The organism is Dickeya dadantii NCPPB 898, from assembly GCF_000406145.1.
In the GTDB taxonomy this organism is placed as follows: Bacteria; Pseudomonadota; Gammaproteobacteria; order Enterobacterales; family Enterobacteriaceae; genus Dickeya; species Dickeya dadantii.
In genome coordinates this window covers 2,513,371-2,528,455 of sequence record NZ_CM001976.1, presented here as the reverse complement: position 1 = coordinate 2,528,455, position 15,085 = coordinate 2,513,371, and the positions used below count along the sequence as shown (strand labels likewise).

At 58.4% G+C, this 15,085-nt stretch carries 14 protein-coding genes; 7 read left to right on the top strand and 7 right to left on the bottom strand.

Annotated features, from left to right (window positions below; genetic code table 11):
- Positions 1 to 218: 218 nt before the first annotated feature.
- Positions 219 to 1,799 (top strand): methyl-accepting chemotaxis protein, encoded by a 1,581-nt coding sequence (locus tag DDA898_RS11550; RefSeq protein WP_038901288.1) that lies wholly within the window; start codon positions 219 to 221, stop codon positions 1,797 to 1,799.
- An 88-nt stretch (positions 1,800 to 1,887) separates the two neighbouring features.
- On the opposite strand, the gene DDA898_RS11545 is transcribed toward DDA898_RS11550, so the two are convergent.
- The 3 genes from DDA898_RS11545 to pabB form a co-directional block, all read right to left on the bottom strand.
- The gene (locus DDA898_RS11545) at positions 1,888 to 3,249 is read right to left on the bottom strand and encodes an L-serine ammonia-lyase (RefSeq protein WP_038901287.1); all 1,362 of its coding nucleotides are present in this window, start codon (positions 3,247 to 3,249) and stop codon (positions 1,888 to 1,890) included.
- A 233-nt stretch (positions 3,250 to 3,482) separates the two neighbouring features.
- Complete coding sequence (locus DDA898_RS11540) at positions 3,483 to 4,106, bottom strand: CoA pyrophosphatase (RefSeq protein WP_050570257.1); 624 nt, start codon at positions 4,104 to 4,106, stop codon at positions 3,483 to 3,485.
- Between the two features lie 15 nt (positions 4,107 to 4,121).
- Positions 4,122 to 5,492: an aminodeoxychorismate synthase component 1 gene (gene pabB, locus DDA898_RS11535; RefSeq protein WP_038911242.1), complete on the bottom strand. Its 1,371-nt coding sequence runs from the start codon at positions 5,490 to 5,492 to the stop codon at positions 4,122 to 4,124.
- A gap of 146 nt (positions 5,493 to 5,638) precedes the next feature.
- On the opposite strand from pabB, the gene DDA898_RS11530 reads away from it, so the two are divergent.
- Positions 5,639 to 5,830 (top strand): YoaH family protein, encoded by a 192-nt coding sequence (locus tag DDA898_RS11530; protein ID WP_013318049.1) that lies wholly within the window; start codon positions 5,639 to 5,641, stop codon positions 5,828 to 5,830.
- A 46-nt stretch (positions 5,831 to 5,876) separates the two neighbouring features.
- Here DDA898_RS11530 and DDA898_RS11525 read toward each other — a convergent pair whose 3' ends face one another.
- Positions 5,877 to 6,224 (bottom strand): RidA family protein, encoded by a 348-nt coding sequence (locus DDA898_RS11525; protein ID WP_038911241.1) that lies wholly within the window; start codon positions 6,222 to 6,224, stop codon positions 5,877 to 5,879.
- Between the two features lie 205 nt (positions 6,225 to 6,429).
- On the opposite strand from DDA898_RS11525, the gene yoaA reads away from it, so the two are divergent.
- From yoaA to rnd, 5 genes are all read left to right on the top strand, one after another.
- Positions 6,430 to 8,349 (top strand): DNA repair helicase YoaA, encoded by a 1,920-nt coding sequence (yoaA, locus tag DDA898_RS11520; protein WP_033111871.1) that lies wholly within the window; start codon positions 6,430 to 6,432, stop codon positions 8,347 to 8,349.
- Positions 8,350 to 8,414: 65 nt separating this feature from the next.
- Positions 8,415 to 9,116, top strand: a complete 702-nt coding sequence (gene tsaB, locus DDA898_RS11515) for a tRNA (adenosine(37)-N6)-threonylcarbamoyltransferase complex dimerization subunit type 1 TsaB (protein WP_038911240.1) — start codon at positions 8,415 to 8,417, stop codon at positions 9,114 to 9,116.
- Between the two features lie 139 nt (positions 9,117 to 9,255).
- Positions 9,256 to 9,840 carry a Slp family lipoprotein gene (locus tag DDA898_RS11510; protein ID WP_038911239.1) on the top strand — a complete coding sequence of 195 codons (585 nt, stop codon included), beginning with the start codon at positions 9,256 to 9,258 and terminating at the stop codon, positions 9,838 to 9,840.
- Positions 9,841 to 10,072: 232 nt separating this feature from the next.
- Positions 10,073 to 11,743: a long-chain-fatty-acid--CoA ligase FadD gene (fadD, locus tag DDA898_RS11505; protein WP_038911238.1), complete on the top strand. Its 1,671-nt coding sequence runs from the start codon at positions 10,073 to 10,075 to the stop codon at positions 11,741 to 11,743.
- A 198-nt stretch (positions 11,744 to 11,941) separates the two neighbouring features.
- Positions 11,942 to 13,063 carry a ribonuclease D gene (gene rnd, locus DDA898_RS11500; protein WP_038912546.1) on the top strand — a complete coding sequence of 374 codons (1,122 nt, stop codon included), beginning with the start codon at positions 11,942 to 11,944 and terminating at the stop codon, positions 13,061 to 13,063.
- Positions 13,064 to 13,135: 72 nt separating this feature from the next.
- Here rnd and minE read toward each other — a convergent pair whose 3' ends face one another.
- The 3 genes from minE to minC are packed head-to-tail and all read right to left on the bottom strand — an operon-like array spanning position 13,136 to position 14,967.
- Positions 13,136 to 13,417 carry a cell division topological specificity factor MinE gene (gene minE / locus DDA898_RS11495; RefSeq protein ID WP_013318043.1) on the bottom strand — a complete coding sequence of 94 codons (282 nt, stop codon included), beginning with the start codon at positions 13,415 to 13,417 and terminating at the stop codon, positions 13,136 to 13,138.
- 3 nt (positions 13,418 to 13,420) lie between these two features.
- Positions 13,421 to 14,233 carry a septum site-determining protein MinD gene (gene minD / locus DDA898_RS11490; RefSeq protein WP_038901280.1) on the bottom strand — a complete coding sequence of 271 codons (813 nt, stop codon included), beginning with the start codon at positions 14,231 to 14,233 and terminating at the stop codon, positions 13,421 to 13,423.
- 20 nt (positions 14,234 to 14,253) lie between these two features.
- Positions 14,254 to 14,967: a septum site-determining protein MinC gene (gene minC / locus DDA898_RS11485; RefSeq protein ID WP_038911237.1), complete on the bottom strand. Its 714-nt coding sequence runs from the start codon at positions 14,965 to 14,967 to the stop codon at positions 14,254 to 14,256.
- Positions 14,968 to 15,085: the final 118 nt, after the last annotated feature.

The following is a 15,085-nucleotide window of genomic DNA, read 5'->3' as shown; positions in this document are numbered from 1 at the left end:
ATCACCTTTTGCTCCCTACCACGGTAAACCCTACTCGCCGGTTCATCATTTATTACAATTCATGCCCGCGCTTTCGCGCCATTAATTATCTTTCGCGTTCAAGAGCCTCCGCCGACTGTCGATATCATTTGGGTACGAAATAATTTCGTCACATGACAGATCATGCCGCAAGGTTATCTGTGTCTATTTCATCGGACCGTTATAATTGAGAACAACTTATGAATGTATGGACTGTTAAAAAAAAGCTGGCGATGATGATCGCCGCTATCATCATCTCCTTTATGGTCCTGGTCGTATTTCTGCTCTCCCGCCAGACCGCCATCACTTCAGAATTACAACGTCTGTATGAAAAGGACTATCAGGCCGCGTCGATTATCGGCCAGATTGACGGCCTGCTTACGCGTGTAGACATCAACATTTTGCGTATGATCGCCATTGGCGACCCGGCATCGATTGCCGGATGGAAAAGTCAGAATACCGAGAACTTCACGAAGGTGGAGGGGCTGTTAAGTAAACTGAAAACCATTATTGACCCCACAATGGCGCAGTCTTTTGACGGGCTGTCGTCGTCTTACACGTTAATGCGCAAAGGCATGGAACATCAGGTGCAGGCCGTTGAGTCTGGCGATATAAAAAACGCCAGCGAAATTAATAAAAATGAAGTTAAGGGGCCGGCTGACAAGACATTTGGCGAGTTGTCCGCGTTAAAAAAAGCTCAGGATGATCTGGCGAACAAGAAGGTGGTTGCGCAGCAAAGCAGCGATGTCACGGCGCGTATTATTTCATTGCTTGCCGCCGCCATCGTTGCGCTGGGGTCGGTGGTGCTGGGCGCGGTGATTCTGCGCAGCCTGCTGCGGCAACTGGGCGGTGAGCCGGTGATAGCGGCACAGGTGGTCAGCCAGATGGCGCAAGGCGATCTTTCCAGCCCGATTCCGGTGAAGGATCATGACCACGTGAGCCTGCTCGCTCAACTGCAAGAGATGCAGTCGTCTCTGTCAGGGATTGTCACCAGCGTGCGCAGCAATGCGGAAAGCCTGGCGACCGCAAGTATCCAGATATCTCAGGGTAATCAGGACCTGAGTCAGCGCACTGAAGAACAGGCCAGCGCGCTGCAACAAACTTCCGCCACTATGGAGCAGTTAGGCTCTACCGTCAGCAATAACGCTGAAAACGCGCGTCAGGCTAATCAGCTGGCGTTAGGCGCGTCGACGTTGGCGGCGGAAGGCGGGAACATGGTTGAACGCGTGATCGAAACCATGAAAGGCATCAACGACAGTTCGAAAAAGATTTCGGACATCATCAACGTGATCGATAGCATCGCTTTCCAGACCAATATTCTGGCGCTGAATGCGGCGGTGGAAGCGGCACGGGCGGGCGAGCAAGGGCGTGGTTTTGCGGTCGTCGCTTCCGAAGTGCGCAGTCTCGCGCAGCGAAGCGCGAACGCCGCCAAAGAGATCAGCACGTTGATTACCAACAGTGTCGGTCAGGTTGAACAAGGTAGCCAACTGGTGGATGAAACCGGCGCGACCATGACGCAGATTGTGGCGGCGATCAATCAGGTCACCGATATTGTGTCGGAAATCAGCGCCTCCAGCCTGGAACAAAGTTCGGGCGTGAAACAGGTGGGACAGGCCATCACGCAGATTGACACGGTCACACAGCAGAACGCCGCACTGGTGGAAGAGAGCGCGGCGGCGGCGGAGAACCTGAAAGAACAGGCTCAGCAGCTGGTTCAGGCGGTAGCGGTATTCCAGGTGACGTCCAACGCAGCCCAACCCCGGTTGTTTCTGGGGCGGTAACGGCGGTCGCCAGCGTTTTTTTTAATCAGTAGCATCCACGCCGGCGAAATGTAGCCGCCGGCGCGGTATCGGTCAGTCGCACTGCGCCTTAGTCGCACTGCACCTTGATAGCCAGACCGCCGCGGGAGGTTTCGCGGTATTTGGCGTTCATGTCTTTGCCGGTTTCGTACATGGTTTCAATCACCTTGTCGAGTGACACACGGGCTTCAGTGGTGCGGCGTACCGCCATGCGGGTGGCGTTGATGGCTTTGACCGCCGCGATGGCGTTGCGCTCGATGCAAGGCACCTGTACCTGACCGGCCACCGGATCGCAGGTCAGCCCCAGATTGTGTTCCATGCCGATCTCGGCGGCCACGCACACCTGTTCCGGGCTGGCGCCCAGCAGTTCGGCCAGGCCAGCCGCCGCCATCGAACAGGCCACGCCCACTTCGCCCTGGCAACCGACTTCCGCTCCGGAAATAGAGGCGTTCATCTTATACAGCGTCCCGATCGCGCCAGCCGCCATAAAATAGCGCAGATAAATGCCGGGGCCGACCGGTTCGATAAAATGATCGTAGTAGGCCAGCACCGCCGGCACAATGCCGCAGGCGCCGTTGGTGGGGGCGGTAACCACGCGCCCGCCGGCGGCGTTTTCCTCATTGACCGCCAGTGCGAACATGTTGACCCAATCCACCACGTTCATCGGGTCGTTGGACAGCTTGTCAGAGGACACCAGCATGCGGCGCAGGGCGGCGGCACGGCGCGGCACCCGCAGCGGGCCGGGCAGCACGCCCTCGGTATTCATGCCGCGATCCATACAGGCGCGCATGGTCTGCCAGACCGCGGCGAAATAGTCCTCGATCTCCTGACGGCTATGCAGCGCCAGCTCATTGCGCATCATCATGCCGGAGATAGACAGACCGCTTTGCTTGCAGTGTTCCAGAATTTCCCGCGCAGAGCGGTAAGGATGCGGCACAGTGAAGGTGGATTCCTGAGACTGACCAAAGTGCGCTTCATCAACGATAAACCCGCCGCCGATCGAATAATAGGTTTGGCGAAACAGCGGAAGGTCGGCGGCAAAGGCGGTCAGCGTCATGCCGTTTTCGTGCAGCGGCAGGTTTTCGCCGCGGAAAATCATACCGCCTTCGCGGGGAAAGGCGACTTCATGCGTGCCTGCCAGCGATAAGCGCTCAGTTTGTTCCACATCCCGGATAAACGCCGGGATGGCGTCGATATCCACGGTATCCGGCTGATTGCCCGCCAGCCCCAGGATAATCGCAATATCGGTATGGTGGCCTTTGCCGGTCAGGGCGAGGGAGCCGTAAACCTCCACCGTCACCCGTTCGGTGCGGGACAACAAATCCCTTTGCTGCAGTTCATCGACAAATTGTTTACCGGCTTTCATCGGTCCAACCGTGTGAGAGCTGGAGGGGCCAATACCGATTTTGAACATGTCGAATACGCTTATCACGCTGAAACTCCTTTAAGGCACTGCCTGTCACCATAGGGGAGCGAGTGGTCATTGCTCGCCATCGCGCCCATTATCCGGCGTTATGGTTGAAGACCTGACTCGCTCCAGAATAAAACTCGATAGATCGCGCTATTGTAGTGAAGAGTATGCTGCCACATTCGGCTTTTCACATGAAATAAAGTTATGTTATGCCGAAAAATAACTTATGACAGATTCGACGTCTGGCCGGGCGATTACGCCGGTTCCGACGTCGCTACTTGTAACGCCAGATGACGGATGATGGCCGCGGTTAGCCCCCAGACAAACTGCTGCCGATACCAGGAAAGATAGACGCGGTGGCGCTGCTGGCGGCGCTCGATATCCAGCGAATGGTAACGCTGTAGGGCAAAAGCGTCCCGCAGCGGCATTTCAAACAGTTCCGCGACTTCGTCGGCGTTGGGATGAAAAGGCGTGTTCTCCGGCAGCAGGCCGACCACGGGAGTGACCTGATAGCCGCTGACGCTGTCGAACGCCGGCAGCGTTCCCAGTATCTGAACCGATGCCGGGGGAATCGCCACTTCCTCCTGCGCTTCGCGTAGCGCGGTGGCGATAAGCGACCGATCGTCCGGATCCGCCGCGCCACCGGGAAAGGCCACCTGTCCGGCGTGTTTACGCAAACGGGGCGAGCGACGGGTCAGCAGCAGGCAAGGGTCGGGACGACGGATGATCGGCACCAGCACCGCCGCTTGCCGATGGTACTGCGTGACCGGCAGACCGGGGGCGGTCTGCAACTGAAAGCGGGTAATAAACGCGTCCAAATCATAAGGACGGTATCCGTCAGTGCGGTCTAAGAGAGGCAACAGCGTGGCGTCGGTCATGTCGGTCAGCCCTGTTTAATCCGTGGTCGATACGGTTAATAACGGCAGAATGCGGCCAATCTTGTCGAATGTTTCCTGATATTCTGCCTGTTCTTCGCTGTCGGCCACAATTCCGCCGCCGGCCCAGCAGGAAAGCGTGCCATCGGCGGCGATCAGCGTACGGATGGTGATGTTGGTGTCCATGGTGCCGCAGACGCTGATATAGCCGATGCTGCCGCAATAGGCGTTGCGGCGATGCGGTTCCAGTTCTTCAATGATCTCCATGGCCCGCACTTTGGGCGCGCCGGTAATCGAGCCGCCGGGAAAGCAGGCGCGCAGCAAGTCGGTAGCCTGCTGCTGCGCGGGTAATCGCGCTTCGATGGTGCTGACCAGATGGTGTACCGCCGGAAAAGGCTCCACCACAAACAATTCCGGCACCCGCACGCTGCCCGGCACCGCCACCCGGCCGATGTCGTTACGCAGCAGGTCGACAATCATCAGGTTCTCGGCGCGGTCTTTCTCGGAGGCCGCCAGTCGCTGCGCCTGACGGGCATCGGCATCGGCATCCGGCAGCCGCGGCAGCGTGCCTTTGATCGGTCGAGTCTGAATGTGGTGATCGTGCAGCCACAGGAAACGCTCCGGCGAAATGCTGAGCACCGCGCTGTGCGGCAACCGCAGAAAAGCGGAAAACGGCGCCCGGTTGCTGGCCGACAGCGTCAGGAACGCCTGCCATTCATCACCCTGATAACCGGCCTGAAAACGCTGAGCCAAATTGACCTGATAGCAGTCGCCGGCGCGCAGATAATCCTGAATACGGCGGAATTTTTCGCCGTACTGTTCGCGGCTCATGTTGGCCTGCCAGGCGCTGGTCAGGCAAAATGCGCCCGGTTCGGCGGGGGTAAGACGTTCCAGCCAGGCCAGTCTGGCATTAATGTCACCGTGGGCGATGAGGGTCAGGCGCCGTTGGTGATGGTCGGCAATCAGCGCCCAGTCGTAAATACCCACCGCCATGTCCGGCAGGTCGATATCCCGTTCGGCGATGGCCGGTAACTGTTCCACCCGTCGCCCCAAATCGTAGCCGAACAGACCGAGAGCGCCGCCCTGAAACGGGTAATCCGGGTGCGGCGCCACATCCAACGCCAGCGCGTCGAGCTGTTGTTGCAGCAAATGAAACGGATCTTCTGTGGAGGTTCGTACTGTATCGCCGTGTTGGATCGTGGTCAGTTCGCCGACGGTCTGCAGGGTCAGGCGCGGCTCCGCCACCAGAATGTCAAACCGGTTATGCGGATGGTCGGCAAACCCGGAATGGAGCAACATCGCCCAGGGTTGGCGCGATAGAGAACTAAAAAGACGTAACAGCACATCCGGCTGATACGGGAGCGCGTGATAGACTATCGGTGTCGGCATAGCGGTATTGGTATGGTTTCTCGGCGTTGGTCATGCCGGCAGCCGTACGCTGAACCGGCAGCATGCGTCGCAGCGATGCAAGCGTACCACAAACCGTGGCGGATCGCGGGCGTAGTCGGCATAAAAAGGTTTTCAGGAGAAGAATGATGTTTGCAGGTATCCCGGCGCTGACTCATGAGCAGCAGCAACAGGCGGTGGAAAGAATACAACAACTGATGGCGGAAGGCATGAGCAGCGGAGAAGCCATCGCGCAGGTGGCGGACGAATTGCGCCAGAACCATCAGGGCGCGCGGGTGGTGGCGCGTTTTGAGGACGACGAGGCTTCTTCACAGGAATAGCAGGAATAATGGCTTTCGGGCGACGTGCACCGCCGCCCGCGCAGGATCAGCCGACTGCGGCGATCGCTTTGATTTCCACTTTGAATTTCGGGTTCATCAGCTTGGCTTCCACGGTGCAACGCACCGGCGCGCTGCCCGCCACTACCCAGGCATCCCAGGCGGCGTTCATTGCGGCGAAATCTGCGGCGTCGGCCAGAAAAATGGTCACATCCAGCAGGCGGCTTTTATCGGTGCCAGCCTGTTGCAGGATGGCGTCCAGCGACGCCAGCGCGTTTTCGGTCTGGGCGAGGGCGTCGCCGTCCAGGTTTTCCGGCACGCTGGTGTAGTACAGCGTGTTGTTGTAGATCACGGCGTCGGACCAGCGTGCGTCGGGATTAATGCGGGTAATCGACATAAAGTCAGGCTCCTCGTTTCAGTCTGCGCGCCTGCCGGGACAGGCGCTAAAACCGCAGAGACTAACACAGTTCTCCTCAACAGATGATCCCCGATCGGGAAGGCAGGCTCGACCCGAAGTGGTGTCGTGCGCGCAGGCTTGGCATAATCAGCCACCTTTATCCGGCCGAATCAGGGTGACGGCATTGTCAGACAAGAGAGGCAGCGTGGCAGCAGACAGCTCAATCGACGATTTTGCAACCGATGGCGTACTGGCGCAGGCGATTCGGGGGTTTCAGCCGCGTGAACCGCAGCGCCAGATGGCGGCCGCCGTGCTGGAGGCGATCGACGCCAAAAAGCCGTTGGTGGTGGAAGCGGGCACCGGTACCGGCAAAACCTACGCGTATCTGGCGCCCGCGCTGCGTTCCGGCAAAAAAGTGATTGTTTCCACCGGCTCGCGCGCATTGCAGGATCAGCTGTACAGCCGCGATTTGCCGACTGTCGCCAACGCGCTGAATTTTCAGGGTAAGCTGGCGCTGCTGAAAGGGCGTTCCAATTATCTGTGTATCGAGCGACTGGAGCAGCAATCGCTGGCGGGCGGCGATCTTGGCCGCGACGTGCTGCGTGAGCTGGTGCGGCTGCGCGGCTGGTCTTCCGAAACCGAAGACGGCGACATTAGCCAGTGCGGCGATGTGGCCGAAGACAGCCCGGTATGGCCGCTGGTAACCAGCACCAACGACAACTGCCTCGGCAGCGACTGCCCGCACTACAAAGAGTGCTTTGTGGTGAAGGCGCGCCGACGAGCGATGGATGCCGATGTGGTGGTGGTGAATCACCATCTTTATCTGGCGGATATGGTGGTCAAGGAGAGCGGATTTGCCGAATTGATCCCCGACAGCGATGTGGTGATATTTGACGAAGCCCACCAGATCCCGGACATCGCCAGCCAGTACTTTGGCCAGCAGCTCTCCAGCCGCCAATTGCTGGATCTCGCCAAAGATATCGTGATTGCCTACCGCACCGAAGTGCGGGACGCCAGCCAGCTACAGAAAAGCGCGGATCGTCTGAGCCAGAGTACCCAGGATTTCCGGCTGGCGCTGGGCGACCCGGGATTTCGCGGTAATTTACGTGACATTGTCACGGATAATATGCTGCAACGGTCGCTGACGCTGCTGGATGACGCGCTGGAACTGTGCTGCGATGTCGCCAAGCTGTCGCTGGGCCGTTCCGCGCTGCTGGATGCGGCGTTTGAGCGCGCGACCCTCTACCGGGCACGACTGAAGCGGCTGCGGGACGTGCAGCAGCCCGGCTACAGCTACTGGTATGAATGTAACTCGCGTCATTTCGTGCTGGCGCTGACGCCGCTGTCCGTCGCGGACCGTTTCCGGGACGTGATGAAAGAGAAACCGGCCTGCTGGGTATTCACCTCGGCTACGCTGTCGGTCAACGATCAGCTCACACATTTTATTGACCGGCTGGGGTTGGATCAGGCCCGGACGTTGCTGCTGCCGAGTCCGTTTGATTACGCGCGTCAGGCGTTACTGTGCGTGCCGCGCTATCTGCCGGAAACCAACCGCCCCGGTGCGGCGAAACAATTAGCGCGCATGCTGCGCCCGCTGATCGAGGCCAATCAGGGGCGTTGTTTCATGCTGTGCACCTCGCACCAGATGATGCGCGACCTGGCCGCCGAGTTTCGGGCGTCGCTGACGTTGCCGGTGCTGGTTCAGGGCGAGACCAGCAAGCCGCAATTGCTGGCGCAGTTTCTGGCGGCAGGCAACGCGTTGCTGGTGGCGACCGGCAGTTTCTGGGAAGGGGTGGATGTGCGGGGCGATGCGCTGTCGTGCGTGATTATCGACAAACTGCCTTTTACCTCCCCGGACGATCCGTTGCTCAAGGCGCGCATGGAGGACTGCCGGGTGCGCGGCGGCGACCCGTTCGATGAGGTGCAACTGCCCGATGCGGTGATCACCCTGAAACAGGGCGTTGGTCGTTTGATACGTGACGTGGAAGACCGTGGCGTGCTGGTGATTTGCGACAACCGGCTGGTGACACGGCCCTATGGCGAGGTGTTTCTCACCAGCCTGCCGCCGGCGCCACGAACACGGGATTTGCGGCAGGCTATCGATTTTCTGACGCGCAAACCGTGACGCTCACCGGCGCCGGCTGCTATGATGCGCGCCGTTGAAATATTCTCTCCCTGCCTGAGGTTGGCATGTCTACGCGAATTTTAGCGCTTGATACCGCAACGGAAGCCTGTTCCGTTGCACTCTGGAATGACGGTGAAATCCATTCCCTGTTTGAGGTTTGCCCCCGCGAGCATACCCAGCGGGTGCTGCCGATGGTCCGGCAACTGCTGGTCGATCACGGCATGACGCTCGGCCAACTGGATGCGCTGGCATTCGGGCGCGGGCCGGGCAGTTTTACCGGCGTGCGCATTGGCATCGGCATCGCGCAAGGGCTGGCGCTGGGCGCGGATTTACCGATGCTTGGCGTCTCGACGCTGGCGACGCTGGCGCAAGGCGCGCACCGCCTGACCGGCGCCAGCCGGGTGCTGACCGCCATCGATGCCCGTATGGGCGAAGTCTACTGGGCGGGCTACGAGCGCGACGAGCAGGGCAATTGGCACGGCGAAGCGAGTGAAGCCGTGCTGGCGCCGGTGCAGGTGCAGTCGCTGGCGGCATCGCTGAACGGCGACTGGGCTACGGCGGGAACCGGCTGGCAAACCTATCCGGACTTGATCGGCCATCCCGGTATTATCCTGAATCACACCGAGATGTTGTTGCCGCAGGCGCAGGACATGTTGCCGCTGGCATGGCGGTTGTGGACGTCGGGCGGCGCGGTGAGCGTGGAGCAGGCCGAACCCCGTTATCTGCGCAATGAAGTGGCGTGGAAGAAATTACCCGGCCGCGTATAACAGCAACTTATCGCATCGGCTACAGTCTAAGTCATGTGTCCGTCATGAATTGGCAAGCGGGGTATAGGTGATGACAATCCACTCTTTCGGGAATAGAACGTCGAGCGGAAATAAAGCGTCGAGCGGAAATAGAACCTCGATGCAGCTGCGCCGGACCGGGCTGTGCGGACTGTTGTTGCTGAGCCTGGCGGGGCTGTCAGGCTGCGTCACGCTACCGCCTGAAATCCGCGGGACCTCCGCCACGCCGCAGATGGACCTGATTCGGGTGATGAACGCGCCGAATCTGTACGTTGGGCAGGAATCGCGCTTTGGCGGCCGGATTGCGGATATTCGCAACGAGGCCAATCGTACCCGGCTGGAGATTGCCAGTCTGCCGCTGGATGACGCCGGCCGGCCGCGACTGGGCGAACCCTCGGAAGGCCGACTGGTCGCCTACGTCAATGGTTTTCTGGAGCCGGTGGATTTCAAGAATCAGTTGATCACCGTGGTAGGGCCAATTACCGGTACCGAGCAGGGTAAAATCGGTGAACGGCCATATCAGTACGTGGTGGTGAGCGTGCAGGGTTATAAACGCTGGCGAGTGGTGCAACAGGTGGTGTTGCCGCCGCGGGCTTACGATCCCTGGTGGGATCGTCGTTACCGCCATGTCTGGGGACCCGGTTGGGGCCCGGGCTGGAACGACGGCTATGCGCCGGCTCAGGTGGAGTCTGTCGTCACGGAGTAGCGATCGTCGACAATCAGGTGATAACCTGACAACAAACAGAGGCGGCCAGGGTCGCCTCATTTTTTTGGGCAGTGATAACATTTCGGCAGTGATAACAAGTTGAAATAAGTGATCATCTTCTCAACCTGAACATTGTGAATTTCACAGTTGTTAATATGAGTTAAAATGTTGTTACAGATCACTCGGGTTGGGATTGACTATGCCACTTAAAAAATATCTCGGGAGTGACGTTTTGGAAAAAATCTGGTTAGCGCGTTATCCGGCGGATGTCCCTGCGGAAATTGACCCGGATCGCTACACTTCGCTAATCGAGTTGTTTGAACACGCGGTGTCGCGTTATGCCGACCAGCCCGCCTTTATCAACATGGGCGAGGTGATGACCTTCCGTCGGCTGGAGGAACGCAGCCGTGCGTTCGCCGCTTACCTACAGCATCAGTTGAAACTGAAAAAGGGCGAACGCGTCGCGTTGATGATGCCCAACCTGTTGCAGTATCCGATCGCGCTGTTCGGCGTGCTGCGTGCCGGGCTGGTGGTGGTTAATGTCAATCCGCTGTATACGCCGCGCGAGCTGGAGCACCAGTTGAAAGACTGCGGTGCCTCGGCCATCGTTATCGTCTCCAATTTTGCCCATACGCTGGAAAAGGTGGTGTACAACACCCCGGTGAAGCATGTGATCCTGACCCGCATGGGTGACCAACTGGCGCCGGCCAAAGGTACGCTGGTCAACTTTGTGGTCAAGTACATCAAGCGTCTGGTGCCGAAGTATCACCTGCCGGACGCCATTTCGTTCCGTCAGGTGCTACAGCAGGGCAAACGGATGCCGTATGTGAAGCCGGAGGTGAACAATCAGGATCTGGCGTTCCTGCAATATACCGGCGGTACCACCGGTATTGCCAAGGGCGCCATGCTGACCCACCGGAATATGCAGGCCAATCTGATGCAGGCCAGAGCCGCTTATGGCCCGGTACTGCAGGAGGGGCGGGAACTGGTGGTGACGGCGCTGCCGCTCTATCACATTTTTGCGCTGACGGTGAATTGCCTGCTGTTTGTCGAAATCGGCGGAAAAAACCTGCTGATCACCAACCCGCGTGATATCCCCGGCATGATCAAAGAGCTGGCGTACTATCCGTTTACCGCCATTACCGGGGTGAATACGCTATTCAACGCCTTGCTGAACCACGACGCGTTTAGTCGGCTGGATTTCTCCACGCTGCGGCTGTCGGTGGGCGGCGGCGCCTCGGTGCAACAGGTGGTGGCCGAGCGCTGGGAGAAACTGACCGGCATCCATCTGCTGGAAGGCTATGGATTGACGGAAAGCGCGCCGCTGGTGGCGGGAAATCCCTATGACCTGCAGCATTACAGCGGCAGCATCGGCTTGCCGGTGCCGTCTACCGATGTGCGTATTATCAATGATGACGGTCAGGATGTGGCGCCCGGCGAGCCGGGTGAATTGTGGGTGCGCGGCCCGCAGGTGATGTCCGGTTACTGGCAGCAGCCCGCCGCGACGCATGACGTACTGAAAGAGGGCTGGCTGGCAACCGGTGACATTGTCACGGCGGACGAGCAGGGATTTCTGAAAATCGTCGACCGCAAAAAAGACATGATTCTGGTGTCCGGCTTCAATGTTTATCCCAATGAAATCGAGGAGGTGGTGACGCGCCATCCGAAGGTATCCGAAGCCGCGGCGATTGGCGTGCCCAGCGAAGCGTCGGGCGAGGCGGTCAAAGTCTTCGTGGTGTGCCGCGATCCCTCGCTGACGGCGGAGGAACTGATCAGCCACTGCCGTCGTAACCTCACCGGATATAAAGTGCCGCGACTATTCGAATTCCGCAGCGAGTTACCGAAATCCAACGTGGGGAAAATTCTCCGGCGTGAGCTGCGTAATGAGCAGTCAGCCGCCTGATGGTTGCCTGTGGTAGTCATGACGGGTATGGTGGAAGCCTGCCTGCTGAACACCACAGGACAACATCGCCTTTCGCGTCAAGCCATTACCTGCCCTGACGGAGCGGTCTGACCCGTGTGATGTTGATTGTCCGCCATAATATGTTTCATGCCCCGGACGCGGTTGGTCGCACTGGGGCGCAACCAAGAGAATACCGTTTTGAATTATCAGTTGATTACTACCGATGAAGGATTATCAGCGGTGTGCGCGCAGGCGTGCGCGGTGTCCGAGGTAGCGCTGGACACCGAATTTGTCCGTACCCGTACCTATTACCCGCAACTGGGGCTGATTCAGTTGTATGACGGCGACAATCTGTCGCTGATCGACCCACTGGCGATCCGTGACTGGGCGCCGTTTCGCGCGTTGTTGCAGAACCCGCAGGTTACCAAGTTTTTGCATGCCGGCAGCGAAGACCTGGAGGTGTTTCTGAATGCGTTCGGCGGCCTGCCGTCGCCGTTCATCGATACCCAGATTCTGGCGGCGTTTCTGGGTAAGCCGTTGTCCTATGGTTTTGCCGCGCTGGTGGCGGATTATCGTCAGGTCGCGCTGGATAAAAGCGAATCCCGCACCGACTGGCTGGCGCGTCCGCTCAGCGAAAAACAGTGCCAGTACGCCGCGGCGGACGTGTTTTATCTGCTGCCGGTAGCCAGAACGCTGGTGGAAGAAACCCGTGCGGCAGGCTGGCTGGAAGCGGCGCTGGATGAGTGCCTGTTGCTGTGCCAGCGCCGTCAGGAGGTGCTGGCGCCGGAATCGGCGTATCGGGAGATCGGCAATGCCTGGCAACTGCGCGGCCGTCATTTGGCCTGTTTGCAGAAACTGGCGGCGTGGCGCCTTCGTAAGGCGCGGGAGCGCGACAGCGCGGTCAATTTCATTGTCCGGGAAGAGAACCTGTGGCAAGTGGCCCGTTGTCTGCCCGGTTCGCTCGGGGAGCTGGATTCGCTGGGGCTGAGTGGGCCGGAAATTCGTTATCACGGCAAAACTTTGCTGGCGCTGGTGGCGGAAACCGCGTCGTTGAGCGAAGCGGATTATCCGCCGCCGGTAGTCAATCTGATCGACTATCCCGGTTATAAGAAAGCGTTTCGCGACATCAAGGCGCTGGTGCAGCAATGTGCGGAGCAAAGCGGATTGTCGGCCGAATTGCTGGCATCCCGGCGGCAGATTAACCGATTGCTGAACTGGCACTGGAAACTGACGTTGTCGGAAAATGAACCGGAAATGGTAACCGGCTGGCGCGGCCGCTTGTTTGGACAAGGTCTGAAAGACATTCTGGCGTATTACTGATATCGACATGCCGCCCTTACAGACAAGGGCGGCGGCCGAAACCGTTTTCTGCCGGCGCAGGGGAAACGGTGGTTATTTGTCGGTGGGCGGTGTGGCCTCGTCTGCTTCCGGTAAGGTGACGTTCAGTTCCAGCACGGAAATATCGTCGCCTTTCTGCTCTAACTGCACCGTCACCATTTCCGGGTCAATCTGCACGTATTTACAGATGACTTCCAGAATGTCGCGCTTCAGTTGCGGCAAGTAATGCGGTTCACTGTCCCCACGGCGTCGCTCCGCGACAATAATCTGCAGCCGTTCCTTGGCGATATTGGCTGTCGTTTTTTTGCGGGACAAAAAGAAATCGAGTAACGCCATGATTTACCCCCCAAAGAGTCGTTTCAGGAAGCTTTTCTTCTCTTCCTCGATAAAACGGTAAGGCCGTTCTTCTCCCAACAGACGATCCACGGTGTCCTCATAGGCTTTGCCCGCATCGGCTTCTTTGTCCAGAATTACCGGTTCGCCCTGGTTGGACGCACGCAGTACCGACTGATCTTCCGGGATGACGCCGACCAGCGGGATGCGCAGAATTTCCAGCACGTCCTCCATGCTCAGCATGTCGCCGCGGCTGACGCGGCCCGGGTTGTAACGGGTGAGCAGCAAATGCTCTTTGATCGGCTCCTGACCCTGTTCGGCACGGCGTGACTTGGAGGACAGAATCCCCAGGATACGGTCGGAGTCGCGTACCGACGACACTTCCGGGTTGGTGGTGATGATGGCTTCATCCGCGAAGTAAAGCGCCATCAGCGCACCGGTTTCAATACCGGCGGGGGAGTCGCAGATAATGAAATCGAACGCCATGTCGGCCAGATCCTTGAGCACCTTGTCCACGCCCTCGCGGGTCAGGGCTTCTTTATCGCGGGTTTGCGATGCCGGCAGGATATACAGATTTTCGGTACGCTTATCTTTTATCAGCGCCTGATTCAGGGTGGCGTCGTTCTGGATGACATTCACAAAGTCATACACGACCCGGCGCTCACATCCCATGATCAGGTCGAGGTTACGCAGACCGATGTCAAAGTCGATGACAACCGTCTTCTTACCTTTTTGGGCTAAACCGGTAGCAATGGCCGCGCTTGAAGTGGTCTTGCCAACGCCCCCTTTACCTGAAGTAACAACAATGATGCGTGCCATAAATAATTCCTTTCAAGGGCCTAGTCTAGAGGTTGTATGGTCAGAACATGGTCGGGCGGACTGAGTTTCAGGCGCGCCGCCTTCCCGAAATAGTTTTCCGGTATCTGATCGCTGAGCCAGTAACGCCCGGCGATCGACACCAACTCGGCGGCCAGATGAGTGCAGAAGATCTGACTGTCGACATCGCCAGAAACCCCCGCCAGCGCGCGGCCGCGCATCATGCCGTAAATATGGATATTGCCGTCGGCAATGACTTCGGCACCGGCGCTAACATGGCTGGTAACGATAAGGTCACAGTCGCGGGCGTAAATTTGCTGTCCGGAACGGACGGGTGTATTGATCACCCGGGTTTTAACCGGCGTGGCGACCGGCACCGGAGGTTGAGTCGTCCTGCGTTCCTTGTCTTCGCGTAATTTACCTTCACGCAATTTACCTTCACGTAACAGCGGGAGCCCCGCTTTGGCGATAGATAATCTGAGTTGCTCATCATCGCACCCGCTTACCCCCACGACCCGCAAACCGGCGGCGGTAATCGCCTGCTGGAGCTTAATCCAGTCAGCGTCAACGGGCAGCGCCGAGACATTGACAACGACCGGCGCGTTTTTAAGAAACGCCGGCGCCTGTTCGATCTTTTCCTGCAGGGCCTGGTGAATAATATCGGGCTGCGCATCATGCAGATGAACAACGGATAAGGTAAAGTTGCTGCCTTTCAACTCTATTGGCGTTTGTGACATCTGTCCTGACTCAGTTTCAGCATCTTTAAATCCCCAGAGTAGCATTTAAGGCATGATATTCCAGAGCGCTTCAAGCATGTTATAGTCACATGAAAATACAGGCAAGACACCATTCCCC